Origin of the sequence: Erythrobacter sp. GH1-10, from assembly GCF_045363165.1 — a bacterium.
Classification (GTDB): Bacteria; Pseudomonadota; Alphaproteobacteria; order Sphingomonadales; family Sphingomonadaceae; genus Erythrobacter.
Genome location: NZ_JBJFLP010000001.1, coordinates 45,673 through 70,364 on the forward strand (window position 1 = coordinate 45,673; position 24,692 = coordinate 70,364).

At 62.3% G+C, this 24,692-nt stretch carries 32 protein-coding genes and 1 tRNA gene; 12 read left to right on the plus strand and 21 right to left on the minus strand.

Annotated features, from left to right (window positions below; genetic code table 11):
• Positions 1–7: 7 nt before the first annotated feature.
• Both ACI5KX_RS00225 and ACI5KX_RS00230 read right to left on the minus strand, forming a co-directional pair.
• Positions 8–2,170, minus strand: coding sequence for a TonB-dependent receptor (locus ACI5KX_RS00225; protein WP_406808671.1), 2,163 nt, complete (start codon positions 2,168–2,170; stop codon positions 8–10).
• 161 nt (positions 2,171–2,331) lie between these two features.
• A tRNA-Gly gene (locus tag ACI5KX_RS00230) sits at positions 2,332–2,406 on the minus strand.
• 237 nt (positions 2,407–2,643) lie between these two features.
• Here ACI5KX_RS00230 and trxA point away from each other — a divergent pair.
• From trxA to ACI5KX_RS00250, 4 genes are all read left to right on the plus strand, one after another.
• Positions 2,644–3,579, plus strand: a complete 936-nt coding sequence (gene trxA / locus ACI5KX_RS00235) for a thioredoxin (RefSeq protein ID WP_406811285.1) — start codon at positions 2,644–2,646, stop codon at positions 3,577–3,579.
• Positions 3,580–3,585: 6 nt separating this feature from the next.
• A complete protein-coding gene (locus tag ACI5KX_RS00240; protein WP_406808672.1) occupies positions 3,586–4,197 on the plus strand; it encodes an LON peptidase substrate-binding domain-containing protein in 612 nt (203 codons plus the stop codon).
• Between the two features lie 187 nt (positions 4,198–4,384).
• Positions 4,385–4,978 (plus strand): TetR/AcrR family transcriptional regulator, encoded by a 594-nt coding sequence (locus ACI5KX_RS00245; protein ID WP_406808673.1) that lies wholly within the window; start codon positions 4,385–4,387, stop codon positions 4,976–4,978.
• The gene (locus ACI5KX_RS00250; RefSeq protein WP_406808674.1) at positions 4,975–5,397 is read left to right on the plus strand and encodes an MAPEG family protein; all 423 of its coding nucleotides are present in this window, start codon (positions 4,975–4,977) and stop codon (positions 5,395–5,397) included. Before ACI5KX_RS00245 ends, ACI5KX_RS00250 begins: the two co-directional genes overlap by 4 nt.
• 8 nt (positions 5,398–5,405) lie before the next feature.
• Here ACI5KX_RS00250 and ACI5KX_RS00255 read toward each other — a convergent pair whose 3' ends face one another.
• From ACI5KX_RS00255 to argB, 5 genes are all read right to left on the minus strand, one after another.
• On the minus strand, positions 5,406–6,032 hold the full coding sequence (locus tag ACI5KX_RS00255; protein WP_406811286.1) for a MarC family protein: 627 nt from the start codon (positions 6,030–6,032) through the stop codon (positions 5,406–5,408).
• Between the two features lie 55 nt (positions 6,033–6,087).
• Positions 6,088–6,855, minus strand: a complete 768-nt coding sequence (locus ACI5KX_RS00260) for a hypothetical protein (RefSeq protein ID WP_406808675.1) — start codon at positions 6,853–6,855, stop codon at positions 6,088–6,090.
• Between the two features lie 64 nt (positions 6,856–6,919).
• Positions 6,920–7,813 carry a bifunctional methylenetetrahydrofolate dehydrogenase/methenyltetrahydrofolate cyclohydrolase FolD gene (gene folD / locus ACI5KX_RS00265; protein ID WP_406808676.1) on the minus strand — a complete coding sequence of 298 codons (894 nt, stop codon included), beginning with the start codon at positions 7,811–7,813 and terminating at the stop codon, positions 6,920–6,922.
• Positions 7,810–8,100 carry a YggT family protein gene (locus tag ACI5KX_RS00270; RefSeq protein ID WP_406808677.1) on the minus strand — a complete coding sequence of 97 codons (291 nt, stop codon included), beginning with the start codon at positions 8,098–8,100 and terminating at the stop codon, positions 7,810–7,812. Before ACI5KX_RS00270 ends, folD begins: the two co-directional genes overlap by 4 nt.
• Before the next feature lie 100 nt (positions 8,101–8,200).
• The gene (argB, locus tag ACI5KX_RS00275) at positions 8,201–9,106 is read right to left on the minus strand and encodes an acetylglutamate kinase (RefSeq protein WP_406811287.1); all 906 of its coding nucleotides are present in this window, start codon (positions 9,104–9,106) and stop codon (positions 8,201–8,203) included.
• A gap of 214 nt (positions 9,107–9,320) precedes the next feature.
• On the opposite strand from argB, the gene ACI5KX_RS00280 reads away from it, so the two are divergent.
• From ACI5KX_RS00280 to ACI5KX_RS00290, 3 genes are all read left to right on the plus strand, one after another.
• Complete coding sequence (locus ACI5KX_RS00280; protein WP_406808678.1) at positions 9,321–9,662, plus strand: DUF2282 domain-containing protein; 342 nt, start codon at positions 9,321–9,323, stop codon at positions 9,660–9,662.
• Between the two features lie 353 nt (positions 9,663–10,015).
• Complete coding sequence (locus ACI5KX_RS00285; protein ID WP_406808679.1) at positions 10,016–10,567, plus strand: thermonuclease family protein; 552 nt, start codon at positions 10,016–10,018, stop codon at positions 10,565–10,567.
• 86 nt (positions 10,568–10,653) lie between these two features.
• Positions 10,654–10,998 carry a DUF4870 family protein gene (locus tag ACI5KX_RS00290; protein WP_406808680.1) on the plus strand — a complete coding sequence of 115 codons (345 nt, stop codon included), beginning with the start codon at positions 10,654–10,656 and terminating at the stop codon, positions 10,996–10,998.
• Between the two features lie 15 nt (positions 10,999–11,013).
• On the opposite strand, the gene ACI5KX_RS00295 is transcribed toward ACI5KX_RS00290, so the two are convergent.
• Positions 11,014–11,913 (minus strand): sulfotransferase domain-containing protein, encoded by a 900-nt coding sequence (locus ACI5KX_RS00295; protein WP_406808681.1) that lies wholly within the window; start codon positions 11,911–11,913, stop codon positions 11,014–11,016.
• A 147-nt stretch (positions 11,914–12,060) separates the two neighbouring features.
• On the opposite strand from ACI5KX_RS00295, the gene ACI5KX_RS00300 reads away from it, so the two are divergent.
• Complete coding sequence (locus ACI5KX_RS00300; RefSeq protein WP_406808682.1) at positions 12,061–12,756, plus strand: hypothetical protein; 696 nt, start codon at positions 12,061–12,063, stop codon at positions 12,754–12,756.
• Here ACI5KX_RS00300 and ACI5KX_RS00305 read toward each other — a convergent pair.
• The 3 genes from ACI5KX_RS00305 to ACI5KX_RS00315 all read right to left on the minus strand — a co-directional run bounded on the left by ACI5KX_RS00305 (position 12,753) and on the right by ACI5KX_RS00315 (position 13,677).
• The gene (locus tag ACI5KX_RS00305) at positions 12,753–13,052 is read right to left on the minus strand and encodes a YdcH family protein (RefSeq protein WP_406808683.1); all 300 of its coding nucleotides are present in this window, start codon (positions 13,050–13,052) and stop codon (positions 12,753–12,755) included. The genes ACI5KX_RS00300 and ACI5KX_RS00305 overlap by 4 nt on opposite strands.
• Positions 13,053–13,135: 83 nt before the next feature.
• Positions 13,136–13,297: a hypothetical protein gene (locus tag ACI5KX_RS00310; protein WP_406808684.1), complete on the minus strand. Its 162-nt coding sequence runs from the start codon at positions 13,295–13,297 to the stop codon at positions 13,136–13,138.
• A gap of 137 nt (positions 13,298–13,434) precedes the next feature.
• Positions 13,435–13,677, minus strand: coding sequence for a hypothetical protein (locus ACI5KX_RS00315; protein ID WP_406808685.1), 243 nt, complete (start codon positions 13,675–13,677; stop codon positions 13,435–13,437).
• A gap of 155 nt (positions 13,678–13,832) precedes the next feature.
• On the opposite strand from ACI5KX_RS00315, the gene ACI5KX_RS00320 reads away from it, so the two are divergent.
• A complete protein-coding gene (locus ACI5KX_RS00320; protein WP_406808686.1) occupies positions 13,833–14,336 on the plus strand; it encodes a nuclear transport factor 2 family protein in 504 nt (167 codons plus the stop codon).
• Between the two features lie 210 nt (positions 14,337–14,546).
• Here ACI5KX_RS00320 and ACI5KX_RS00325 read toward each other — a convergent pair whose 3' ends face one another.
• From ACI5KX_RS00325 to ACI5KX_RS00335, 3 genes are all read right to left on the minus strand, one after another.
• Positions 14,547–15,110, minus strand: coding sequence for a hypothetical protein (locus tag ACI5KX_RS00325; RefSeq protein ID WP_406808687.1), 564 nt, complete (start codon positions 15,108–15,110; stop codon positions 14,547–14,549).
• A 150-nt stretch (positions 15,111–15,260) separates the two neighbouring features.
• The gene (locus tag ACI5KX_RS00330; protein WP_406808688.1) at positions 15,261–15,515 is read right to left on the minus strand and encodes a YdcH family protein; all 255 of its coding nucleotides are present in this window, start codon (positions 15,513–15,515) and stop codon (positions 15,261–15,263) included.
• A 104-nt stretch (positions 15,516–15,619) separates the two neighbouring features.
• Positions 15,620–16,084 (minus strand): hypothetical protein, encoded by a 465-nt coding sequence (locus ACI5KX_RS00335; protein WP_406808689.1) that lies wholly within the window; start codon positions 16,082–16,084, stop codon positions 15,620–15,622.
• Between the two features lie 160 nt (positions 16,085–16,244).
• Here ACI5KX_RS00335 and ACI5KX_RS00340 point away from each other — a divergent pair, with 160 nt between their 5' ends.
• A complete protein-coding gene (locus ACI5KX_RS00340; RefSeq protein ID WP_406808690.1) occupies positions 16,245–16,667 on the plus strand; it encodes a hypothetical protein in 423 nt (140 codons plus the stop codon).
• A 10-nt stretch (positions 16,668–16,677) separates the two neighbouring features.
• The gene (locus ACI5KX_RS00345) at positions 16,678–17,190 is read left to right on the plus strand and encodes a hypothetical protein (RefSeq protein WP_406808691.1); all 513 of its coding nucleotides are present in this window, start codon (positions 16,678–16,680) and stop codon (positions 17,188–17,190) included.
• An 85-nt stretch (positions 17,191–17,275) separates the two neighbouring features.
• On the opposite strand, the gene ACI5KX_RS00350 is transcribed toward ACI5KX_RS00345, so the two are convergent.
• Together ACI5KX_RS00350 and ACI5KX_RS00355 are read right to left on the minus strand one after the other, a co-directional pair.
• Complete coding sequence (locus ACI5KX_RS00350; RefSeq protein WP_406808692.1) at positions 17,276–18,214, minus strand: hypothetical protein; 939 nt, start codon at positions 18,212–18,214, stop codon at positions 17,276–17,278.
• A 71-nt stretch (positions 18,215–18,285) separates the two neighbouring features.
• The gene (locus ACI5KX_RS00355; protein WP_406808693.1) at positions 18,286–19,335 is read right to left on the minus strand and encodes a ribonucleotide-diphosphate reductase subunit beta; all 1,050 of its coding nucleotides are present in this window, start codon (positions 19,333–19,335) and stop codon (positions 18,286–18,288) included.
• Positions 19,336–19,623: 288 nt separating this feature from the next.
• Here ACI5KX_RS00355 and ACI5KX_RS00360 point away from each other — a divergent pair, with 288 nt between their 5' ends.
• Positions 19,624–20,919 (plus strand): GGDEF domain-containing protein, encoded by a 1,296-nt coding sequence (locus ACI5KX_RS00360; protein ID WP_406808694.1) that lies wholly within the window; start codon positions 19,624–19,626, stop codon positions 20,917–20,919.
• A 36-nt stretch (positions 20,920–20,955) separates the two neighbouring features.
• Here the strand turns inward: ACI5KX_RS00360 and ACI5KX_RS00365 are convergent, their stop codons facing one another.
• From ACI5KX_RS00365 to ACI5KX_RS00385, 5 genes are all read right to left on the minus strand, one after another.
• Positions 20,956–21,249, minus strand: a complete 294-nt coding sequence (locus ACI5KX_RS00365) for a hypothetical protein (protein ID WP_406808695.1) — start codon at positions 21,247–21,249, stop codon at positions 20,956–20,958.
• Positions 21,246–21,431 (minus strand): hypothetical protein, encoded by a 186-nt coding sequence (locus tag ACI5KX_RS00370; RefSeq protein WP_406808696.1) that lies wholly within the window; start codon positions 21,429–21,431, stop codon positions 21,246–21,248. The genes ACI5KX_RS00365 and ACI5KX_RS00370 overlap by 4 nt, the downstream gene beginning before the upstream one ends.
• Before the next feature lie 76 nt (positions 21,432–21,507).
• The gene (locus ACI5KX_RS00375; RefSeq protein WP_406808697.1) at positions 21,508–21,867 is read right to left on the minus strand and encodes a PilZ domain-containing protein; all 360 of its coding nucleotides are present in this window, start codon (positions 21,865–21,867) and stop codon (positions 21,508–21,510) included.
• A 60-nt stretch (positions 21,868–21,927) separates the two neighbouring features.
• Positions 21,928–22,119, minus strand: coding sequence for a hypothetical protein (locus tag ACI5KX_RS00380; RefSeq protein ID WP_406808698.1), 192 nt, complete (start codon positions 22,117–22,119; stop codon positions 21,928–21,930).
• 15 nt (positions 22,120–22,134) lie between these two features.
• Entirely contained in the window at positions 22,135–24,180 is a 2,046-nt protein-coding gene (locus ACI5KX_RS00385; protein WP_406808699.1) for a ribonucleoside-diphosphate reductase subunit alpha, read from the minus strand.
• Positions 24,181–24,692 lie beyond the last annotated feature (512 nt).

Here is a 24,692-nt window from a genome sequence, read left to right on the forward strand (position 1 = left end):
CCGGAAATCAGAAACTCAGGCGAACGCTCGCCTTGATGTTGCGCCCGGCGAGCGGAACGAAATCCTTGGTGAAGCTCGCATGGCGGCGGCCGGTGACATCGAAAACGTTGTCCGCCGATAGCTGGACCGTGATGTTCTCGCGGCTCGGCAGCGGGCGCCACGAGACGAGGAAATTGACCAGCGTGAAGGAGTCGGTAGCCGTCTCGAACGCCGCGACCTTGTCTTGCTCGGCGAACCACTGCACCTCGCCGCGCACATCGAAGGCATCGGTCTGCACCTCCAACCCGCCGAGCAGGCTCAGCGGAGGGATGCGCGGCACATCGGTTCCATCGCCCAGTTCGGCCCGGATGTAGGAACCGCTGAGATCGGCGACGAGTCCGAAGCCGCCATTGTCGAACACCGGGAAGGTCACATCGCCCTCGACCCCGAAATAGTCGGCATCCTGCTGGAGATAGACGAACACCGGCAGCTCGTCCTCCTCGAGACCCGTCTCGGAGAGGTAGATGTAGTTGTCGAACCACTGCTGGAAGACCGCGACATTGAATTGCGCGGTACCAAGCCGTCCGCGCACGAAGCCCTCGACGCCCCAGGCGCTTTCGGATTCGAGGTCGGGATCACCGATCTCGAAGGCCTGGGTGGCGATGTGGGGGCCGTTCGAGAACAGCTCTTCGGCGCTCGGAGCGCGCTCGGCGCGCGAGATGTTGACCCCGGCACGCAGCGCTTCGTCGCCTTCGAAGATCAAGCCGACCGCGCCGGAGAAGGTATCGAAATCGCGCGCGATCCGGTTTGCGGTGTCTTCGACATCGGTCGTCTCGAAGCGCCCTGCCAGCTCGATCTGGAACGGTCCGGTGCCGAATTCCTGCAACGCGAATACCGCAAACTGGTCGGTCACGTTCGGCGGAACATAGGCTTCCGCCCCTTCGGCGAAGAAATCGCGATAGCGATATTGCACACCGATCGATCCGCGCGAAGGGCCACTCTCGTTCTGGATCAGTTCAAGCCGCGCCTCGATGCTATCGCTTTCGAACACCGTGCCGACTTCTTCGCCTTCGAATTCGGTGTGGGTGTAATCGGAATAGCCCGCGCGCAGCTTGAGGCGTTCGAAGAAACCGTCGCCGAGAGCGATATCGGCCTTGAAGTCCGCACGCAGCTGTTCGAGGCCGATCGAGACCAGCTCCTCGCCTTCCTCTTCCTCTTCCTCTTCTTCTTCGCCCTCTTCACCGTGGTGATGTCCTGCCCCCGGTCGCGTAGGCACACCGTAATCGGTGTTGTAGTAGCCGACCGAAGCGCCGAACGTGCTCTCGCCGATGATCACGCCAAATCCGCCATTCACGGTCCAGGTCTCGCTCGCGGTGTTGGGAATGAAGCCCTGCTGGTTGGCGGCCTCCTCCAGTTCTTCCGCTTCCTCGAACTCGCCTTCCTCGAATTCCTCGGCGGCTTCTTCGAGCAGCCCCGCACGCAATTCCGGCGCAACCTGAAAGCCGGGGATGTCGAGATCGTCGGTTTCGCGCCAGCTGCCGTCCACGTGAAAGACGAAATTCTGCCCGATCGGAATGTCCAGCGAAGCGCCACCGGTGCGCAGGTCGCTCGCCGTGTCGCCGGCAACCAGCGCATCGAGATGAAAGCCCTCATCGGGAACGCGGATCGGAATGCGTTTGTCGATCACGTTGACCGCACCGCCGATCGCCTGCGAACCGTAGAGCAGCACCGCCGGACCGCGGAGAACCTCGATCCGCTCGGCAGTCAGGGGATCGATCGACGTCGCGTGGTCAACCGAGGTGTTCGAGACATCGGCCGTCCCGATCCCGTCGACCAGCACCCGTACGCGCTCGCCCTGGAAGCCGCGAAGCACCGGACGCGAAGATCCCGGGGCAAAGCTTGTGGCCGAGACGCCGGGAAGCTTGGCGAGGACATCGCCGATCTGCCCCGACAGGTTGCGCTGGATTTCTTCGGCTTCGAACACACTGGTTCCCGCCAGGATATCGAGCTGCTCCAGCCCGTCCGCGCTGACGATGATGTTGCCTTTGTAATCGACCTGGCGATTGTGGAGGTCGTCTTCGAGGCGTTCCTGGGTGGCCGAAGCATCCTGCTCCTGCGCCAACGCCGGGGTCGAGAGCGCCGTTGCCGCCAATGCGGTGACGATAGCGATACGCGAAACGTGAGAGGTCATCTGAATTCCGTATTCTTGAAGGATGTAATAACGTATCACGCACATAACGCCTTTTCGTTCCCGATCAACCGACTTCGGAGCCGGTTCGATGGAACGCGAAGTGTGCACGACGAAAGGCCCAACCGTGGCCGGATGGATTGCCGCCTTAAGATGTCGGAAAATGGAGCGGGCGAGGCGATTCGAACGCCCGACCCCAACCTTGGCAAGGTTGTGCTCTACCCCTGAGCTACGCCCGCTCACTGGCGCCAAGCAGATTCGGCGACTAAACCGCCTACCTGCTGGGGAGGCGCGCAATTAACAGTGGTCCGCGAACGCTGCAAGCCCAAAATCGCCCAATTTCGCCTTGATCGCCAGCCTCGAAACCTTCAGCGCAGCGGCAAGCTGCACTCGGCGCTTCACATCGGGCAAAAATGCCCCACATTGAGCGCAACGAAATTCACACGAAACACAGCAGGAGCATTCCCTTGGCCAGCATGGGTCTCAACATCGAAGAACAGAAAGCCGTCGAGCGCTTCCAGAAAGAGGTGGTCGAGCCCTCGAAGAGCAAGCTGGTGATCATCGATTTCTGGGCCGAATGGTGCGGACCGTGCAAGGCGCTCGCCCCGACGCTCGAGAAGGTCGCCGCCGAATATGCCGACAAGGGCGTGGTGCTTGCGAAGATCAATGTCGATGAAGAGCAATTCATCGCCGGCCAGTTCCAGGTGAAGTCGATCCCGACCGTTTACGCGATGTTCCAGGGCCAGCCGGTGGCCGACCTGACGAACGCGCGCAGCGAATCGCAACTCAAGCAGGTGCTCGACCAGTTGCTCCAGCAGCTGCCGATCCAGGCCGGGGCAGATGGCGGCGAAAACGGCGCGCAGCAAGGCCCCTCGCCCGAAGAAATCGCGCAATTCGTGAAGATGGGCGAGGATGCCTTGTCCGAAGGCGACGCCCAGCGGGCCGCGAGCATTTTCGCTCAGGTGACCGAATTCGCCGCGGACAACGCACCCGCTCACGCAGGGCTGGTGCGCGCCATGGTGCAGCTCGGCCAGGTCGACGAAGCAAAGCAGGTGATGGCAGCGCTTGAGGCCGATCCGAGGCTTGCCGGCGATCCGACCGTAACCGCTGCGAAAAGCGCGCTCGAGCTTGCCGATACGCAGGTTGACGAGGGCGAGCTTGCTTCGCTCAAGGCCGCGGCCGAGGCCGACGGCGCCGACATGGACGCGCGCCTCGCCTACGCCGAAGCGGCATTTGCCGCTGGCCAGCGCGATGAGGCGGCGGACACGCTGCTCGCCATGATCGAGGAAGATCGCGAATGGAACGAGGGCGCGGCACGCGCGAAGCTGTTACAGATTTTCGAGGCGATCGGCCTTGAAGACGATTGGGTGGTTGCCACCCGCCGTCGCCTGTCCAAGCTCCTGTTCGGGTGAAATAGCTTGGCGACACGTCTCTCCATCTTCCCCCTCCCCGGCGCGGTCCTGTTCCCGGGACTGCAGCTGCCGCTGCACATCTTCGAACCGCGTTACCGCGCGCTGGTGGGTGACGCGCTGGTGCGCGATCGCCGGATCGCGATGATCCAGCCGCAGAAGCCGGTTGACGGCGCACCGCTGTTTACGGTCGGCTGTGTCGGCCGGATCGGCGAGATCGAGGCGATGGACGATGGTCGCTACAATCTGATCCTCGAAGGACAGAGCCGCTTCCGGGTAATCCGCGAACTCGATGTGACGACCGCCTTCCGCCAGGTCGAAGCCGAACTGATCGAGGACGACGAGAACGAGACTCTGAGCTACGCTCAGCGCGGCGGGTTCGAGGCCGAGGCGCGCAAGTTCGCTGATCGGCAGGGCTATTCTGTCGACTGGGATTCGGTCGAGCGGCTTGACGACCAGTCGCTCATCAACGGCGTCTCGCAGATCGCGCCTTTCGATCCCGCATCGAAACAGGCGCTGCTAGAGGCCGAAAATCTCTCGGTGCGATGCGAGTTGCTGGTCCAGTTGATGCAGTTTTTCGGTCGCAGCGATGGCGGCGAAGAGATCATGACCCTGCAATAACCGCATGGCGGCCGGATGTTTGTGAGCGGTCGCTAGAAAGTGCGCGCGCGGTTGGTCGGTCGGTCCACCGATTTTGCGACAAGATTTCGCACAAGAGAGCTTTTGGCCAGCGCTGGAAGTAACTAAACGGTTACTTATGAATATCGCTGCGCTTCCCACAAAAGGCGAACGCACCCGTGCCCACATCGTGGCAACGGCGGCCGAGCAGTTCTGGAGGCACAGTTTTCACGGCGTGTCGGTCGATCTCGTCGCCGATGCTGCTGGGGTGAACAAGGCGACGGTCTATCGCTACTTTGCCGACAAACGCGATCTTGCCCTGGCTGTGGTCAAGTACAACGGCGCGCTGTCTCTCGAGCTCATCTTCGAGTCCACATTCGATGAATATGTGCTGCCGCAGGACCGGCTCGCCTCGATCTACAGCTATGCGTACGGCGTCCATCTTGCCACATATAAAACCGATGGCGACGTGTTCGGCTGCCCGATCGTCGGCCTCGCCCTCGAACTCGGACAGGAGATGCCGGAAATCCGGGCCGAGGCCCAGGCGGTCTTCGATCAGGTCGAGGGATATCTTACGAAAATCGCGTCCGACGCGATTGCGGCGCGGGCGGTGAAGGGTGATCCAGACGCTCTTGGGCGAACATTGACGCAACTCCTCCACGGTGCGTTCGCCTCCGCCCGCGTCGCTTCCGATCCGGCCCGGCTGCTCGATGCCGGCCATGCATCGCTCGCACTCATCGGCTTTCCGGAGAAGCGCCTTCCCGAACAGGAGCCACCAGCGTGAACCTTCCGATCTACACAGCGGCGCTAGGCGCATTCCTGATCGTCATGCAGGCCGTCTTGATGGTCGGGGTCGGCGCGCGCCGTCTCAAGGGGCCCTTTATCGGTCTCGGCGACGACAAGAACATGGAACGTCGCGTCAGGCGACACGGCAACCTGGCCGAAAACTCCGGTCTTTTTCTTGCCGTGCTCGCCTTGCTCGAACTGCTCGTTGGCCAAACCCCGTTTCTCGCCGCGCTCTGTCTGCTCTTCGCAGTCGCACGTCTGCTCCATGCAGCAGGCTTCTCTTCGCTCGCAGGGTCGCACGGTGAGGACTTGTCGGGGGCGCGCAAGGGCTTTGCTGCCATGCGCGCCCTCGGCGCTTTTGGAACGTTGATAACGGCGCTTGGGGCGGCGGGGGGAATCGCGGTCGCGCTGGCCTGATCGGCTGTTCAGCCCGCAATCGGGAACGAACCCCGCAGGCCGTCAATCACATATTGCGCCGCGAGGGCAGCCAGCAAGACACCGAGAAGGCGGGTGATCACCGCCTCGACCTTGTCGCCGAGCAACCGGATAAGCGGCCCCGCCGCGACCAGTGCAGCAGCCGTGATCAGCAGGACAGCTGCGAGAGCCGCGAACACTTCGAGCGTTTCGGCCATGCCATCGGCTTCGTTCATCAGCAGCATGATCGCCGCAATCGCGCCCGGCCCGGCGAGCATCGGCATCGCCATCGGGAACACCGAAACGTCCTCGACCTCGGACGCGCTGATTTTCTCGGCACGTTCGGTGCGGCGCTGGGTGCGCTTCTCGAACACCATTTCGAAGGCGATGAAGAACAGCATCAGCCCGCCTGCGATGCGGAAGCTGTCGAGCTGGATGTGGAGCGCCCTCAGCAGGTCTTCTCCGAAGAATGCGAAGATCGTCAGGATCGCCGCTGCGATTGCCGTGGCACGCAGGGCCATGTTGCGCGCCTGTGCGCTCGTGGCCGATTTGGTCAGCCCGGCATAGATCGGCGCGCAGCCCGGCGGGTCGATCACGACGAACAGCGTGATGAAGGCGGAGATGAAAAGCTCGGTCAGGACCATGAGGCCGGATCAATCCGAAAAAGTGTGGTGGCGGACGCGCCGCCCCTCATCATTCTTCGGGGCCGGATGCAAGCGTTTCTTCGACCGCAGTCACCCATCGGCCGTTGAAGAAATAGTCCGCGGATACAAATTTACGCCCATCCGTCAGGTGCTCCCAGCGCCACCTCAGCGTTCCGTCACGCGAAAGCTTGGCAGCACCCGGATTGTCGCTGGCAAGCGAGAGCGCGGGCGGCGGCGGCACGGTTTCACCGGCACGTGGGCAGGTCGCCACCAGCCCCTGAACCGCATCGATCGCGGTCACAACGATATCGCCGTCCTCGAACTGCTTGCGCGGCGGTGGCTGCGGCACGTCCGGGCCACCGACATCGTAGACCCACTTGTAATCGCGGTCGGACTGACGCTCCCACACGGTGACGAAGTTGCCGACGATGCCTTCGGGCGTCTGGAAGCGCCCCACGCTGACGGCAGTCGCACCGTCGCAGCTCATCACCACGGTTCGCGGGCCCCACTGGACCGGGCTTTCGGGATCGCTCTGCTGCGCCAGCCACGGTTCGGCAACGATCGTTCCATTCCGGCCGTGGATCAGCGCACCGGGCGCGGCGAATTCGCGGAACGCGGTCCACTGCCCCTGCTCGCGTGCGGCGCGGGCGAAGGCGCTCTCGGTCGCGACGATCGTGCTCGGCTGGGCTTCACCCGGAGCCCCCTTGAGCGCGCGATCGATCACCTGCGGTGGCGGTCCGCGGCGCTGCTGGCCTGCACAGGATGCCAGACCCAGCGCGACAATACTCGTCGCAAGGATAAGAGCTGGTTTGTTCATGATGCCCCTTGAATGCGTTCGACCGGCGAGTGCAATGCGGCGGATTTACCCAGCCTGACCGGGCTCAAAGGTCGTCCGGAACCTCGAGCCCGGCATTGCGATAGGCTGCGACGAGCGTATTCCGGAGCAGCACGGCGATCGTCATCGGGCCTACGCCTCCAGGCACCGGAGTGATCGCAGCCGCGACTTCGGCTGCTTCGTCATAGGCGACATCGCCGACCAGCTTGCCCTTCTCCGCGCCCGGTTCGGGAGGCAGGCGGTTGATGCCGACGTCGATCACGGTCGCCCCGTCCTTGAGCCAGTCCTTGCGAATCATCTCCGGGCGCCCGGCCGCTGCAACGACGATGTCGGCGCGCTTGACCACACCGGCAAGATCCTTGGTCCGGCTGTGCGCGATCGTGACGGTGGCGTTGGCATCGAGCAGCAGTTGCGCCATCGGCTTGCCGACGATGTTCGAACGGCCGATCACAACGGCCTCGAGCCCCGACAGGTCTCCCAGCCGGTCGGTCAGCAGCATCATGCAGCCGAGCGGTGTGCAGGGTACGAAACCGCTCTGGCCGACGCTCAGCCGCCCGGCATTGATCACATGGAAGCCATCGACGTCCTTGTCGGGACTGATCGCGGCAATGATGCTCTGTTCGTCAAGGTGTTCGGGCAGGGGAAGCTGCACAAGGATGCCGTCGACCCGGTCATCATTGTTGAGCCGCTCGACCAGCGCCAGCAGCGCTGCGGAGCTGGTATCGGCAGGCAGGCGGTGCTCGAAGCTCTCCATATTGGCCGCGAGGGTCGCCTTGCCCTTCGAACGGACATAGACGTCGCTCGCAGGGTCCTCGCCCACGAGCACCACTGCAAGACCCGCTTTGCGACCGGCGACCTCGGCGAAGCGCGCGGCATGGTCGCCCACCCGTTCGCGCAGGCGCGCGGCGAACGCCTTTCCGTCAATCCTCGTCGCGGTCATCCGTAGATGGCCGCATCAACGATGATGAGCAGGATATTCAGCCCGAGGATGAGCACCAGCGGAGAGAAATCGATCGCGCCGGTATTGGGCATGATCTTGCGGATCGGTCGCAGGATCGGATCGAGCAGTGTGTTGATCGACTGGTAGACCTGCATCAGGAACTGGTTGGAGGTGTTGACCACGTTGAACGCGAACAGCAGGCCGATCACGAACTGGATGATGATCAGCATCACCAGCACCTGCACCAGCATGCCGATAATCTGTTGTACCGCTAGCAAACCTGACATTGAATTATCCTGTATTCTTTCTGCTTGTTTCCGCAGTCCCTGATAGGCGTATTAGCGATGTAATACGCCGATGGCCAGTATCAAGCCACTAGCAGCGCGCTCAGGCACGCACCAGCGTACCCGCGCCGCGCGCGGTGAAGAACTCAAGCAGCATGGCGTGCGGCACGCGGCCATCGAGCACGACCGCCGCCTCGCAGCCCGATTCCACTGCGGAAACGCAGGTTTCGAGCTTCGGCACCATCCCGCCCTTGATCACCCCGTCTTCGCGCAATTTGGCGATGTCGGCGGGGTTGAGATCGGTCAGAAGCTCGCCCTCGCCGTCGAGCACGCCCGCGACATCGGTCAGCAGGAACAGACGTGCCGCGCCAAGCGCCGCCGCGATCGCGCCCGCCATCGTATCGGCGTTGATATTGTAGGTCGCCCCGTCATCCCCGCCTGCGATCGGGGCGATAACCGGGATCATGCCCGCTGCGACCGCCGTGTCGATCACGCTGGTGTCGACATGCGCGGGTTCACCAACGAAACCGAGATCGACAGCCTTTTCGATATTGCTGTCGGGATCGCGGGTCGTGCGCTCGACTTTCCTCGCCGTGACCAGCCTGCCGTCCTTGCCCGACAGGCCGAGCGCCTTGCCGCCCGCCGCACCGAGCCAGCCGACGATTTCCTTGTTGATCGCGCCAGACAGCACCATTTCGGCGACCTTAGCGGTCTGCTCGTCTGTGACGCGCAGGCCATCGACAAAGGTGCTTTCGACACCGAGCCGAGAGAGCATTTCGCCGATCTGCGGCCCGCCGCCGTGAACCACGACCGGATTGATGCCGACCGCCTTGAGCAGCACGATATCTTCTGCGAAATCGCGCGCCGCCTCCGGGTTGCCCATCGCGTGGCCGCCATATTTCACCACGAAAGTACGACCGGCGTACCGCTGGAAATAGGGCAGCGCCTCGATCAGCACTTCGGCCTTGGACCGGCCCGATGCTTCTGCGGATTGATCAGCTGTAGACATCATGTCCCCATTCTTCATTGCGGGCCGTCGGCAGGCTTGCGGCGGCGCTTAGCGGCTTATCGCGCGCACTGCAAAACCCGGCTTGCGCCCGGCAGATTTTCGCGTCGCTTCAACTTTCTGCGCTTTGACCTGTAACCAAACGCTGGTTGACTGCGAATCGCCCGATGACGGCGCACGCAAGTGCTGTCGTGAGAATTTTGGACAGGAGGACATTATGAAGAGCACCCGTATTACCGGATCGATTACCCTTGCAGCCATGGCCGGTCTGGCCGCGGCTTGTTCGGGCGGAGGCAATGCGCCGTCAAGCGAAGGCGCGGCAACCACCGAAGCCGAAGCGCTCGCCGACGCAGGCGGCGGCGAAAAGGTGAAATGCTACGGCGTTTCCAAAGCGGGCGAGAACGATTGCGCCGCCGGGCCCGGCACCAGCTGCGCCGGCACCAGCACCGTCGATTACCAGGGCAACGCCTGGACCTATGTCGACAAGGGCACTTGCCTCGAAATCGAAACACCGAAGGGACCCGGCTCGCTCGAACCGATCGACAGATCGGAAGCCTGACAACGCTACGTCGCCGACAAGGCGAGAAGCGAAAGGGCAGTGCGGGTTTCGATCCGCACTGCCCTTGCCGTTTGCGCATGTTGATAAGCCGTTCCGAATTCGCCAGTCACCGTGCTATCGCTACGGTTCCTGTATTGGAGGGCGCGATGACTGACCGCACGAGTGATAATTCCTCCGACGATCCACGCGGTGGCCGACGCGAAGGCGATCGCCGGAAATCAGAAGAACCGTTCGAAGGAGAGGATCGGCGCAAAGGCGACCGCCGGGATGCTGAGGACCGGCGCAAGACCCCTCGGTCCTGATCGCCCGTTCCATCTTGGCATCGCGACCGGGCCTGATAGGCTCGTCGTCCGATGGCCGCCCCCCGACCACCCCGATTCAAACGTGCGCCGCGCCGACGCGGCAGGCTGGCCAACTGGTGGATGCTGTGGCGCGTGCCTGTGCTCATCGCGATCGTCAGCGCGGCGTGGTGGTTCCTTTATCGCCCTTACGCTCATGAGCAGGGCTGGGTGCCTGTAACCGACAGCTTTGCGCTGTGCGGTGAGCCGTGGTCGGGGGCGCAAGGCTGCGTGGTCGATGGCGACACGCTCGTGCTCGGCAATGGCAGTGCCCGCCGCCGCATCCGCCTGACCGGATACGATGCGCCGGAAATGGAGGGAGCATGCCCCGCCGAGAACACGCGGGCGCTCGAAGCGCGGCAGGCGCTGCACGAATGGCTCGGGCGCGGTCCGTTCGAATGGAACGGGGCGGCGGAGCCTCCGCGCGATCAATATGGCCGCGAACTGCGAGAGGTTCGCCGAAAATTGGCCGATGGCAGCCGGGAGTATCTCGCCGAAACCATGATCGAACGCGGCCTTGCCTCGGACAGCGGCTGGGGCAGCGCGCCCGTCGACTGGTGCGGCTAGACACGGGTGAGAGGCGGGGGCTTGCTCTCTGGCGCAGCTCGAATACACTGATCGGGCACATATTTTAGCGGCAAGGGGGATCAGCCATGAATGAACCGGCACCAAGCAACGGTTTCGATTTCAACCAACCGACCATCATCAGCCTGCTTTATCTCGGCAGCTTCCTGACCGGAATTTCGGGCCTGGTCGGGGTCGTGCTTGCGCATGTCTGGCAGGGCGAGAACGCGGATAACTGGGCGGCCTCGCACTTCTCCTACCTGATCCGGACGTTCTGGATCGGGCTGATCGCCTCGGTAGTCCTGTTCGTGACGATCATCGGTATCCCGCTGCTGATCCTGCCCGCGATCTGGGTCGGCGTGCGCAGCGTGATGAGCCTCGTCAAGGCGCAGAAGCACGAGCCGATGCCGGATCCCAAGACGCTGTTGTTCTGAGGAGCGACCGGCGGGCTACTCCGCCAGCGCATCGACTTCGGCGGCGAGCGCAGCGAAGTCTGCGTGGCCGGTCACCGGCGCGACGCGCTCGGCCCACATCGCGTCGATCTCTGCGGCGATCGATGGCGGCACTTCGCTTGCCGAACTCCCCGATGACTGCACCTTGGTCGAATCGCTCGCTTCGGGGATGCCGCACTTCTCCTCGAGCACGCGGCAGACCATCGCGTCGTCGAATTTGTCCTTGTGCGCATGCATGAATTCGCGCGTGGTGCGCTCCAGCACCAGCGCCTCGAGTTCGGGCGTCAGCTCGACATCGATCAGATCGGCCAGCCGCGCGATCGCAGCGGGTTTATTCTTCACCACCCAGCGATAGTTCATCACCAGACTGTCGGGCTCGGCCCGCCGCGCATACCAGCTCAGCACGTGGGTGTAATAGTCGCACCCGCCCGGCCCGCCGCCCATCCAGAACGGCAGGAAGTCTTCGAGCGCAACCGAACCGGGTTCGAGATGCCAGCCGTTGATGAAGCGGTAAAAGGAGATGAAGGTCTCCTTGGGGTCGCGCAGGGTCACGACGTAGCGCTTGCCTTCCGGAAGCCGCTCGTATTCGCGGTGCGACTTGAACCCGCGCGGGGCGGCGACCTGCGGCGCTGTCATGTCGAAATCGAGCATGTAGGCGACATCGTCCCACGGGGTCATCCGGCTGATATCGTCGAAATCCATGTGCCCGCCGGTGCGCAGCTGGTGGAACATCTGCTGCATCAGCGTGGTGCCGCTCTTGGCCCAGCTGGTGATGAAGACGTCACCGTCTTGCGGTTCGTAAGGCCGGTGATTGGGACGTTCGCCTTCGTGCGCGCGCCCCATCATTGCGCCGTATTCCTCGAGGCTGCGAGCGCGCCCCGGTAGTACCTCTGTCATGTCGTGATTACTCCCCCAACGCGCCCCTTTGTCGGTGCATAGCCGCATCGCGCGGCTTCGGAAAGCGGCGCGGGAGCATCAGCATGCCTCGCCGCAAGCGCTTCGCAGCGAGTTGGAGAATGATTGCGCCTGGGTTAGGGCTGAGCCATGCAGATACGATCTCTCGCTTCGCTCGCATGTGTTGCATCGCTCGCCCTGTCGGCGTGCAACGATCAGGCTGGACCCGAGCCTTCGCCAGACCCGCAGGACCGGTTCTGGGCGGCATTGTCGAGCCATTGCGGAAACGCCTATGCGGGCACGCTCGCCAGCGACGACGACGCCGATGCCGATTTCCAGAATGCCGACATGGTGATGCATGTGCGCGAATGTTCGGACGACCGCATCGCCATTCCGTTCCATGTAAAGCTCGGCGGCGAATGGGATCGGTCGCGCACGTGGGTCCTGACGCGGTCCACCGTTGCCATGCCCGGGACAGAAGGCGTTACCGGTTCGATCCAGCTGAAACATGACCACCGGCACGCGGACGGAGCCAGCGATGCCGTAACCATGTATGGTGGAAGCACGCATCTGGGCGATGCCCTGGCTGCCGAAGGGACTGCGCGTCGGCAGGACTTTCCCGTCGATGCCGATAGCGTTGCGTTGTTCGAACGCGAAGGCTTGACCGCATCGGTCACAAACGTGTGGAGCATCGAAGTCGATCCTGCGGACAAAACCGAAGGGGTTTTCGCCTATCAGTTGAGGCGCACGGTCGAAGGCGGCGCGCCCGAGGAACGTTTCTTCCGCGTCGAATTCGATCTGTCACAGCCGGTCGAACCGCCTCCCCCGGCCTGGGGCTGGGACTAGGGCGCGACCAGCCGCTGTTCGGCCTGCTCCAGGATCGCGGTGATTTCGTCGAGCAGCTTGAGCCGCTGCGTCTTCAGTCTCTCGACATGGAATGCGCTGCACCGCTCGACTTCGGTTTCGAAGCGATGGATCGCGCGGTTCAGCGCGTGGTATCGAGCCGCGAGATTGCAGAAATACGCATCGCCCAATCGCAGGCGGTGCAGCATCTCCGCGTCATAGGGAAACTGGTCTTCAAGCCCCCCGGCGGTGTTTCCGGGCGGCATTTCATCGAAATCTGTCGGTGTTTGCACGGGCATGGCGGCGGTTCTCCCCTTCGTTTGCGTGAAGGGAAACTAGGCGCAGCCCGCCGGCGCGGTCATTGATTTGCGTCAAGCGCGCCTCAGCGCTGGATCTCCACACGCACGAAGGGCTCGCCTGTTTCAACCGGAGCGGCGCTGTCGACAGTTTCGGCGACGACTTCTTCCGGCATCACAAGCACCAGGACCATCATCCCGCCCAGGAAACCGAGCATGCAACCGCCGAGACCTTTGACAAAACTCACGTAGAAACCCCTGCCCCTGTGTTAACCACCCGCGTTATCTGTTCGGGGTGTAAACAAAACCTTATCGCGGGGCAGAAAAGCTCCTGATTGTTAAGCCGATTTTGACCTTAACGGCAGGAGGCTGCAGACCACATCCGCTACTCCGTCTCGCCATTGGTTACCGCCTCGCTTTCGGCGTCGCCTTCGGGCACGGGGGTCATCGGCGTTTCGGGCAGGTCGACCTCGACTTCGTCCGGATCGGCCTCGCGGGCGATCAGTTCGCCGCCGCCAACATCTTCGGCGCCGACTTCATAGGTCTTCTGCTCTTCTTCGCCACTGCAGGCCGCGACTGCCAGCGCGAGCACGGCTGCGGCGGGAAATGCGATGGGACTGTCGGGCATGAGGCTTTTCTCCTGAATTGATGGACAGCAGGTTAGGCGTCGCCGGGAGCAGGGTCTTTGACGTGCGTCAAACGGTGGCCGCAAATACCGGCTCGCGCTGCGCGGGTTCGTGGTATCCTCCCCGTATCGACTCGCAGCAACAGGGGGATACAGCGATGAACCGTGACGACATGCTCGCCAAGATCGAGACGCTTTACAAGGGCCGCGCCACCGGGGACTTCTCGCAGTTTCCCGAAGTGCTCGCGCCGCATGCCGAATTCCGCTTCGTCGGCGACGGCAGCACCACCATGACCTTCCCGGGCGGCAAGACCACCAATCCGGAGGAAGCCGGCAAGGACCTGTTCGCGCAGCTCGACCTGCTCGACCGCCGGATGGAATCCGCCACCGTCGAGGAGAACCGCGCGGCGGTGCACTGGCGCGTCGTCCTGCGTTTCAAGGGCGGCGACATCTTCGAGATGGAATTGTTCGACCTGTGGGAATTCGGCGAGGACGGCCGCATCACCAAGGGCAGCCAGTGGCTCGATACCGCCACGCTGATGGACCAGATGGACGAAGCCGACATGGCCCGCTCCGCCAGCGAAACCCGCGATGCGGTGGAGACCGCCAAGAGCGACGCCGCACGGGTGGACTCGATGGATTTCGGCATCGGCTCGCGCTGATCACCGGCGGCAAAATTGACGAAGTTGACACCGTGTCACCCGGCATTTCTGCCGATTTTCCGCCATTTTTGAATGGCTTGTCGCGAAATTGCGAAGTTGACACGTTGCCAGCGCAAAAAAGCGCCCGGCGATCAGGCTTAAGCACGTTCGGGTTAGCGCGCATCCGCCAAACCTAGCGGCACATGGACGAGTAGGAAACGCGCGAGCGGCTCAGTTCCCCTCGCTTTCGACCTCCGCCTCGCCTTCGTGCCCGTAGAAGCCGTAGCGCAGCATCAGGCTCAGCACCCATTCGCGCCCGGGCGTCACCGAGACCACTTCCTCGAGCGCCCAGCGCCCGTCCTCGCGCACGAAATAGTAGTCGAGCACCTGCGGCTGGTCGAAATTGTCGAAATAGGCGGTCACCACCTGCCGTTCGGGATCGTCCTTGCCCTGGCCGATAACCTCATAGGTCTTCACCCGCGCATTGGTGATGATCGCGTCCTGCCCGTTCACCTCCCACGCAAAGCCGAGCCGCCCGATCGGTTCGTCATACTCCTCCTTGCGCGCTTCCTCGTCCGCGAAGGCCTTTTCGAGGCTTTTCGCCAGCGGCAGGCACTCGTTCAGGCATTCGATCCCGTCGACATAGATCGACAGCACCTGATCGGCGGGCGTCGACTCCTGCGCGGCGGCCTCTTCGGCTTCCTGCGAGCCGGCAAGCAGCGGCGACGGCCCCAGCGCGGCAAACACAAGCGCAGCGGCGATGGCGGTTCCGGCGCGCGGCGGTCGGATGGTCATGGTCGGTGTCTCCCCCTGTTCGGGCCGAACCTATGGCATTGGCCCGGCGCGGGCCAAGGGGAAACTGGAGAGAGCAGCGCCCCATCGCGGCGATGGCACCTATGGCGCTGCTCTCATGTGTGCCGCCCGATCCCCCGGCGGCACGACCTCTCAGGCCGCCGCGCGGGCCTTGTTCACGATCGCACTGATCTCGTCGAGCAGGCCGAGGCGTTTCTTCTTCAGCTGCTCGGTACGCTCGTCGCTCGCCGCCTCGGTCTCGGCCTCGATCCGGTGCACCTCGCGGTTCACCTCGTGATACGCGTCGGCGAGGCGCGCATAGTGCTTGTCCTCGGCCTTCAACCGGGTGAGCAAGTCGCGGTCGCGCTTCAAGATCTCGGTCAGTTCGTTGGGCGTGTGCTGGGACATTGAGGGGCTCTCCTTCGTGTGTGTGCGGAGAGGATTAGGGCGCGGCGCGGGCGCGGTCTTTGATGTGGGTCAATATCCGGCGGTTACGCGCCGCATTGCGCCGATTAGCGTCCCCAATCGTCCGAACCGCCTTCGTTGAAGGCGTTCGGATCGCCGCCCCATTCGCTGCCGTCCACCTCGTCGCCGTTCATCCGGTTTTTGACTTCGCGGAAGGGGGCTTGCTTGTCGGCTGGAGCGAAGGGACTGAACGCGCCTGGGGCCTTGTCGATATCGCAGCCGGCCTCGCGCAGCTTGCGTTCGATCGCGTTGAGCTTGGCAATGCCCTGGAGCGCGTTGTCCTCCGAGAGGGCCATCGGCGCGCCGCCTTCATCGACGCCCATCAGCTTGTCGCGCAAGCTGGCGCATTGCGGACCCCATTGCGAATCCGGGCGAGCGTTGTCGGCGGCTTCGGCTTGCCGCATATTCTCGACCGCGCGTTCGACCTCGGCCTCGCCGTCGAAGAAGCCCAGAAAGTAGAAGCCGCCGAAGATGACCGCTAAACAGCCTGCGAGTGCCTTGGCGAAGAACATTGTGCGCGATTCCCTTGCTTGGGGTACGGAAGCAACCGTAGGCGAACTCAATGAAGATTTGGTTAGCGAGGCTTCGAAAAACCTTTGTTTTTCATGATGTTTTCGTGACGGTGCGGGTGTGCCTTGGTCAAGTGCGGTCGGCGGCACTATGCTCGCACCCATGACGGACAAGCGCATCGTATCCGGCCAAGGCTCCGCCATCGCGGCGGGGGCCGCCTATTGGGCGGTGGTGTTCGCATTGGGCTTCGTGCTCGGCACGCTGCGAGTGATGTGGGGTGCGGAGGCGCTGGGCGAGGCGACCTTCCTCGCGCTCGAAGTGCCGGTGATGGTCGGCGCGAGCTTTCTGGCGGCGCGCTGGCTGGTTCGCCGGTTCGGGATCGCGAGCACCGGCGCGGCGCTGACGATGGGCGCGCTCGCTTTCGCGCTGCTGATGGTGGCCGAGATCGCGCTGACGGCGGTGATGGGCGGAAGTCCGATGGCGTGGCTCGCCAGCCTCGCGACCCCGCCGGGGCTGTTCGGATTTGCCGGGCAGGTGGCGTTCGGGCTGATGCCGCTGATGATCGTCGAGCTCGGCGGGCGGTGAGGTTGGCCGCATGATCGGCAGCCGAGTGACCGCATGCGCCGTGCCCGAGGGCAGCCTGCTCGCCGAATACGGCACGCCGAAGGATTACCGCGACTGCTTCGAGCGGATAGTGCCGGGCGAGGTCACACTGCCCGAGTTCATCGAGCGGTTCTATTGCAGCGCGGCGTTCCTGCCCGAGCGGGTGGTGCTGGCGGCGCTGGGCACACCGGCCCGAAGCGCCGACGCCCGCGCGCTGGCGCAGGGCGAGGCCGAGAGCTTCGGCGCGTGGAAGCTGGTGGAGCGGCGGGAGGCGCGCTCAAGCAGCGAAGCGGGAGCGCAGACAAGAGACGAGGCTTTGCTGCTGTCGAAGGAGACGAACACCGCGAGCTGGTTTGCGGTGGAGCCAGTAGGGGATGGGGAGACAAGCCTCCGGTTTGGGAGTTGGGTCGGGAACCTGAACGAGTCCAGCTGGCGCTTTATGGAGCAACCGCATGTCTGGTATTCGCGGTGGTTGCAGGGTGGGGTCAAGAGCTCTCAAAGATAGCGCCGCAAGAATTGCTCAGGCGAAAGTCAAGCGAGAACAGGCCTAATCAAGAAAACCAAGTCTGAGGCAAGTTTGGCGCGAGCCCTCACTTAATTTTTGAAACGATGTCCTTTAGAATTTCAGCGCTTAGCTTGACATCATCCTTTCTCGTGCTGCCTGTCTCTTTCGTTGGGTTTACCTCAATTTGCCTATCAGTCTCCATCAGTTTGCAGGCGATGAACGCGCCTAGTGCCTCGTCCTCCCGGGATTTTGCGATAGCGATGGCCGCTAGCCATGCGTCAATGTTAGTGAGTTCAGCTTGATACACATGAACATCTTCGAGACTCCTCCTATACAGAGAGAGAAAGAAATACGAGATGAAGGTTATAAAGATAGCAAGTGAAACACGGCTAATCAAAATAAAGATAACCGTGTTGTAATTTAATTCCGATACTAGAGCTGGTTCGAAATTCGTCGTAAGGTCACGCAAAACCAGAAGCGCGCCAACGGCAGCTGCAATACCGAATAGCAGACTTACGATACCCCTCGCGGAGATCGATGACGAAAAGCTTTCAATTCTTACTCTAGCTGACCACAGACTCTTTTCGATTTCGCGATCAATCTTTTGCTCGGACCTAGTCTCTATGACTTGATCAATTTGATCTCGGATTTGATCTGATAAATTATCGTCCAACGACTGCCTGAAAAGGTCAACAATCTCCGCCTCCGATGCTTCACTGAGGGGACTGCGACTTGCGGTAAGCGCCCGTTCTCGTTCATCAATCTGGGATAACCACTCTTCAAAATCCATCCGCCCGGGAGGCCGGATGGATCTTGAACCGACAGAGAAAAATGCTTCAGCAAAGTATGAAAGTGAGAGAGCCAGACCGCCAATTACAGATAGGACTCTTTGCCTGAATACCTGGTCGAACAAGAATTTGTATGCCGAGTAGGCAACTATGCTGAACGCTATGACGAAGGCTGCGAGGCCCAAAAAATCAAATGCCTCGTCAAAAGCGATCACGTCTGCAAATATCTCGGACAAGGATCGGCCCTGGCTGTCGGATGACGATCCCGGAAGATCACTCTGTTCTAATACAGGCGCATCCGCTGGCATTACTCCGCCGCTTCAACCGCTCCGAACATGTCCGGACCGTCTTCGCCCTCGCCGTCTTCGTTGACGGCTTTCGCCTTCTGGCGCTTGTCGAAGCTCGACCACACTTCGTTCCAGTTGCCCTTGGTCGCGCCCTTCGAATATTCGGTCGCGCGGGTTTCGAAGAAGTTGGCGTGCTCCACGCCGTTGAGCAGCGGGGCGAGCCACGGCAGCGGGTGCTCGTCGATCATATAGATCGGCTGCAGGCCGAGCTGGCCCAGCCGCCAGTCGGCGATGTAGCGGATGTACTTCTTGATCTCCTTCGGGCTCATCCCGTTGACCGGGCCCATCTCGAAGGCGAGATCGATGAAGGCATCTTCCAGCCGCACGGTCTTCTGGCAGACATCGATGATGTCTTCCTTCACCGCCTTGGTCAGGCAGCCGCGCTCCTCGCAGAAGGTGTGGAACATCTTGATGATGCCTTCGCAGTGGAGGCTTTCGTCGCGCACCGACCAGCTGACGATCTGGCCCATGCCCTTCATCTTGTTGAAGCGCGGGAAGTTCATCAGCATCGCGAAGCTCGCGAACAGCTGCAGCCCTTCGGTGAAGCCGCCGAACATGGCGAGCGTGCGGGCAATATCCTCGTCGGTGTCGACGCTGAATTGCTGCATGTAATCGTGCTTGTCCTTCATCTCTTCATATTCGAGGAAGGCGGAATATTCGCTTTCGGGCATGCCGATCGTGTCGAGCAGGTGGCTGTACGCCGCGATGTGCACCGTCTCCATGTTGGAGAAGGCGGTGAGCATCATCTTGATCTCGGTCGGCTTGAACACGCGGCCGTATTTGTCGTGGTAGCAATCCTGCACCTCGACATCCGCCTGGGTGAAGAAGCGGAAGATCTGGGTGAGCAGGTTGCGCTCGTGCTCGGTGATCTTCTGCGCCCAGTCGCGGCAATCCTCGCCCAGAGGGACCTCCTCGGGCATCCAGTGGATCTGCTGCTGGCGTTTCCAGAAATCGTAAGCCCAAGGATATTCGAAGGGCTTGTAGGTCTTTCTGGCTTCGAGCAACGACATGTTGTGGTCCCTTTGTTTGGCGTGAACGACTCATATAGGGAATCATGCGGCAGATTCGAAGGCAAGAGGGGATGATTCGGCGGGGATAAGCTGTGCTTTTTCCGAGTCGAACCGAGTGCGCTTGCGCACCGTGCAATGTGGTTGATTGCTCGCCGCGCAACAATTCCGGAGGGATTCGCGAGTCCGCAATTTCCGGCCCCAAAATGTTAACCATTACAACCCGCGGAAATACGGGCTTTTCCCTGTATTAGCAGTTGCTTAAGGGCTCGAAATTAACCCGGGCGGGAAATGCAGGAAGCCCTCCCCCTCGAACCGGCTCGCGAATATGCGGAGGCCGAACGCGCGCTCGAAGACGATCTGTCGTACGACCATTGGTCCGAAACGCTCAGGGCGGAACATACCCGCCGCACGGCTCCGCGCACGGCGCAGCTGGTGCGGTTCCAGCTGATCCTCGGCGCGGTGGTGGCCGCCTTCACCCTGCTGTGGGACCTGCTGGTGCTGCCGGACCTGTTCGAAATCGCGCTCGGCTGGCGGCTGGTGACCGTCGTACCGCTCACGGTCATCGGCCTCTACCTGCTGGCGCGGCAAAGGCTGGGACTGGCGAAGATCGCCATGGGGGCGTCGATCGTCAGCTTCGGCATGATCGCGATGCATCTCGCGACCTTCGGCAGCGAGGCGGTGATGACCCGCTATGTGATGGCGGCAACCTTCCTGCTGGGCATTGCCTGCATCGCGCTGCCTTTCACCCCGCGCGAGCTGCGCAGGTTCATGGTCGCGTACACCCTGTTCACCGGCCTCGTCGCACTGTGGCCGAACCCGCTCGAGCCGATGGCCGCCACGCTGCATCTGGCATTCGCACTGCTGGTCGGCGGCACGTCCGTTGCGGTGGCGACGAATTACTGGAACATCGACGCGCAGGGCTTCCTCAAGGATTTGCGCGAGGAGGCGACGCGCGAGGCGCTAGAGCATAGCAACCAGCTGCTGCGCCAGCTTTCGGAACGCGATCCGCTGACCGGCAGCCTCAACCGGCGCGGCTTCGAGCGGGTGTTCGCAAAGCTCATCGCAAAGGTCACCGCGGCGAAGGCCGATCCCTCGGGCACCGTCCCGATCGGCCGCGCGGCGGTGCTGATGATCGATCTCGACCACTTCAAGCAATTCAACGACACCCACGGCCACCAGGCGGGAGACACGTGCCTGAGGATGGTCGCGCAGGCGATCGAGGACGTGTTCGCCAAGGCCGAAGGCATCGTCGGACGGTTCGGTGGAGAGGAGTTCGTTGTTGCATTTCACGAGGTTCAGGCAGGCGAGACGATCGAGATGGCCGAACGGACGCGGCTGGCCATCGCCAGCCTGCTGGTTCCGGCCGGCCCGCTGAGCGATGGAGACCTGCGCCCGCTCGTCACCGCCTCGATCGGGATCGGGCTCAGCGAACCGATCATGCATGCTCTCGACGAGGAGGACGGTGCGGCTCTGCGCGAAGACCTGATCGAGATGGCCGATGTCGCGCTCTACAACGCCAAGCGCAACGGGCGGCACCGGGTCGAGATCATCGAGTGCGAAAAGGTCGAGCGCCGGTCGGCCTAAGCGCGGCGCGGCACCCTTCCTACATGGCGAGGCGGGTCAGCCTTTCTTCCGGCTTTTCGAGCCGAAGACGCTCCCGCCGCCGAGAACGGTGATCCCGAGAAAGAAACCGAAATCGTACCAGCCGCCGGTGTTGGGTACGGCGTAGACTGCGATATCCGGGCTGAACAGCGATCCGATCCAGCTCCACGGAAAGATGAACCCATGCCACAGGCCCCACCAGAAGCCGGGCACGTCCTCACCGGTTGAGACGCCCGCATCGATCTGGCTCGCGCAGGCGGAGACCAACAACGCAAGCGCGCAGGCGGTGGCAATGCGGGTGGCTGTGCTCACAGCGATTTGATCGCGACGATCATCCACAACAGCGGCACGAAGGCGATCGCCATCGGGATGTGGATGCGCGAGGCGTTGGCGACATGGCCGAACGGGCTGATGCGCAGGTTGCGGATGGCGTTGGCGGCGAAAGCCAGCGCGATCACTGTTCCTATGATTCCGATCCACAGCACGAATGTCATTGTGTCAAATCCTCCCGTCTTTCCCGGCGGGGAGTATGGCACAGTCGCTGCCGTTGCGCGAGAGCCGCGCGAGGGTTCAGCAGAAACGCTGCGGGCGCGTGTCGGTCAGGGGCTCGAAATCGCCCGGCATGCCCTGCGCCGCGAGATCGGGGACGTGGCTGCCCTGGAAGGTCTCGAATTCGCTTTCGGATAGCGGGGTTGAGAAGGTTACGCCGACTTCGCCCTTGTCGACCCATTTGATCACCGCGCGGTGCGGACCGGAACCGGCGACATAGATCTGCAGCGGCGTACCCAGGGTGAGCTTGCGCGAGCCCATCGCAAAGCGGCAGCCACCGACCGAAAGATCGGTCAGCACGACGTCTTCCGGGGTGCCCAGACTGGTCATGTAGCGACCGGGAAGCGTGATCGAGCGTCGTTGATTCTTGCGGGTGCGCATAACGTGCGCGGCTCTAACGCAAGTCTGCTTAAAACCTCGTAAAAGCCCGATCAGCGCCCGTCAGACGAGGATATATTCCTGGACGACTTCCACCCCGACGATGATCGCGAGGACGAAAGCGATCACCACAAACACGGCGGAGATCGATAACAGCGCCTTTGCGCGTTGCGGATCGCCGGTCTTCTTGGATTGCGAATTGAGGAAGAAAGCCGCGAAGAGCAGGACGGCAATCGTGGGTATGGTCGCGATCACCGCCCTATCCTCCGGTTACTGGCAGCTCAGGCATTCCTCGTAATCGGTCTGCTCGGGCGCGCCCGCGGCGAGTTCGTATTTCGCTGCGTCGGTGGTGTTGTCGGCCTCGACCCCGCCGGCGAAACCGGCGCGCTGCACCGATTTCGAGCGGAGGTAATAGAGCGACTTGATGCCCTTCTCCCACGCCTGGAAGTGCAGCATCATCAGGTCCCACTTGTCGACATCGGCCGGGATGAACAGGTTCAGCGACTGCGCCTGGTCGATATAGGGCGCGCGGTCGGCTGCGAATTCGAGCAGCCAGCGCTGGTCGATTTCGAAGCTGGTCTTGAAGCTCGCCTTTTCCTCGTCGGTGAGGAAGTCGAGATGCTGGACCGAGCCGCCGCGCTCGAGAATCGAGTTCCAGACATTGGTCGAATTCTTCGACTTCTTGTCGAGCAGTTTTTCGAGATACGGGTTCTTGACGATGAACGATCCCGACAGCGTCTTGTGCGTGTAGATGTTGGCCGGGATCGGCTCGATGCAGGCGCTGGTGCCGCCGCAAATGATCGAAATCGACGCGGTCGGCGCGATCGCCATCTTGCAGCTGAATCGCTCCATCGCGCCCATTTCGGCGGCGTCGGGACACGGGCCCCGCTCCTGCGCGAGCAGCATCGAGGCTTCGGAGGCCTTGGCCTGGATGTGCTTGAACATTTTCAGGTTCAACGCCTTGGCCATCGCGCTTTCGAAGCCCAGCCCCTTCGACTGCAGGAAGGAGTGGAAGCCCATCACGCCGAGACCGACCGAACGCTCGCGCTCGGCCGAATATTTGGCGCGGGCCATTTCGTCGGGCGCGCGGTCGATGTAATCCTGCAGGACGTTGTCGAGGAAGCGCATGACGTCCTCGATGAACTGCTTGTCGGTCGACCACTCGTCCCACTTTTCGAGGTTGAGCGAGGAAAGGCAGCATACCGCGGTGCGATCGTTGCCGAGGTGGTCGATCCCGGTCGGCAGGGTGATTTCGGAGCACAGGTTCGAGGTCGAGACCTTGAGGCCGAGTTCGCGGTGATGCTTGGGCATCATGCGGTTCACCGTGTCGTTGAACACGATGTAGGGCTCGCCGGTGGCGAGGCGGGTTTCGACCAGTTTCTGGAACAGCGAGCGCGCATCGACGGTGGCGCGCACTTCGCCGGTCTTGGGTGATTTGAGCTCGAACTCGGCGCCGTCGCGCACCGCTTCCATGAACTCGTCGGTCAGCAGCACGCCGTGGTGGAGGTTCAGCGCCTTGCGGTTGAAGTCTCCGCTGGGTTTGCGGATTTCGAGGAATTCCTCGATTTCCGGGTGCGAGACGTCGAGATAGCATGCTGCCGAGCCGCGCCGCAGCGACCCTTGCGAAATCGCGAGAGTGAGCGAATCCATGACGCGGACGAACGGAATGATGCCGCTGGTCTTGCCGTTGAGGCCGACCGGCTCGCCGATACCGCGGACATTGCCCCAATAGGTACCGATCCCGCCGCCCTTGGAGGCGAGCCACACGTTCTCGTTCCAGGTGCCGACGATGCCGTCGAGGCTGTCGGACACCGAGTTGAGATAGCATGAAATCGGCAGGCCGCGATTGGTGCCGCCGTTCGACAGCACCGGGGTCGCGGGCATGAACCACAGGTTCGAAATGTAATCGTAGAGCCGCTGCGCGTGCTCCTGGTCGTCGGCATAAGCATCGGCGACGCGCGCAAACAGATCCTGGTACTTTTCACCGGGCAGCAGATAGCGGTCGGTCAGCGTTTCCTTGCCGAATTCGGTCAGGTTGGCGTCGCGCGATTCGTCGATCGTGATATCGAACCGGCGGTCGTTGACCTTCTTGCTGTCGTCCTTCTGCGCCGCGCTCTTGGCGGCATTGGCCAGCGCTTCGCCGGCCTTTTCGGCGATCAGCTCTTCGCTGCCCTTGTCGCTCTTGTCCATGCTCACGGCTTTCTTCTTTTCTTTTGCGCCGGACTTCTCAGTGCCGGGGGCCGCGCCGGTATCGGCATCGGTCATCATATCGCCTGTATTTTCCACCGGCACGCCATCGCTTGATTTGAATTCCATTACTGCCCCGTTCGTGTCCCCCGAATCGGAGCACCGCGTCATACCACTTTTGGCCTGCGATGTTCCAATTCTGTTCTTTACCGATCCGTCGACAGGGTTGCCCACATAATGGCCACAGGGTGGCCCACAGGCTTATCCGCCGACGGCTTCGAATCGATCCGCAAACCCCTTCTCCGAAGCGAATCCTTCCCTAGCCGCGCCCCGCAGGGAGCGAACGGATTCACCAAAGCTTGGGGGTCCGATGCGAACCGAACCACTAGATAATGAATCAGCAGCGATTCCGCGTCAACGGGTGATTAACCATGATCGATTGCGACGACCGCGCGAAAATCCATGTTGCAGTGCAGCGACGCGTGGAGAAAGCTTGAGTCGGCCACCGCGCAAGCCCCAAAATGAATCTGTGAAGAAAAATGTGGTGATTGAATCATCCGAATCAACGCGTGAATCATTCTGCCCTCGGCTCGCATCTTTGTTGCCCGGGCAGGCAAGTTCGTGCACCACCGGGCGGCACA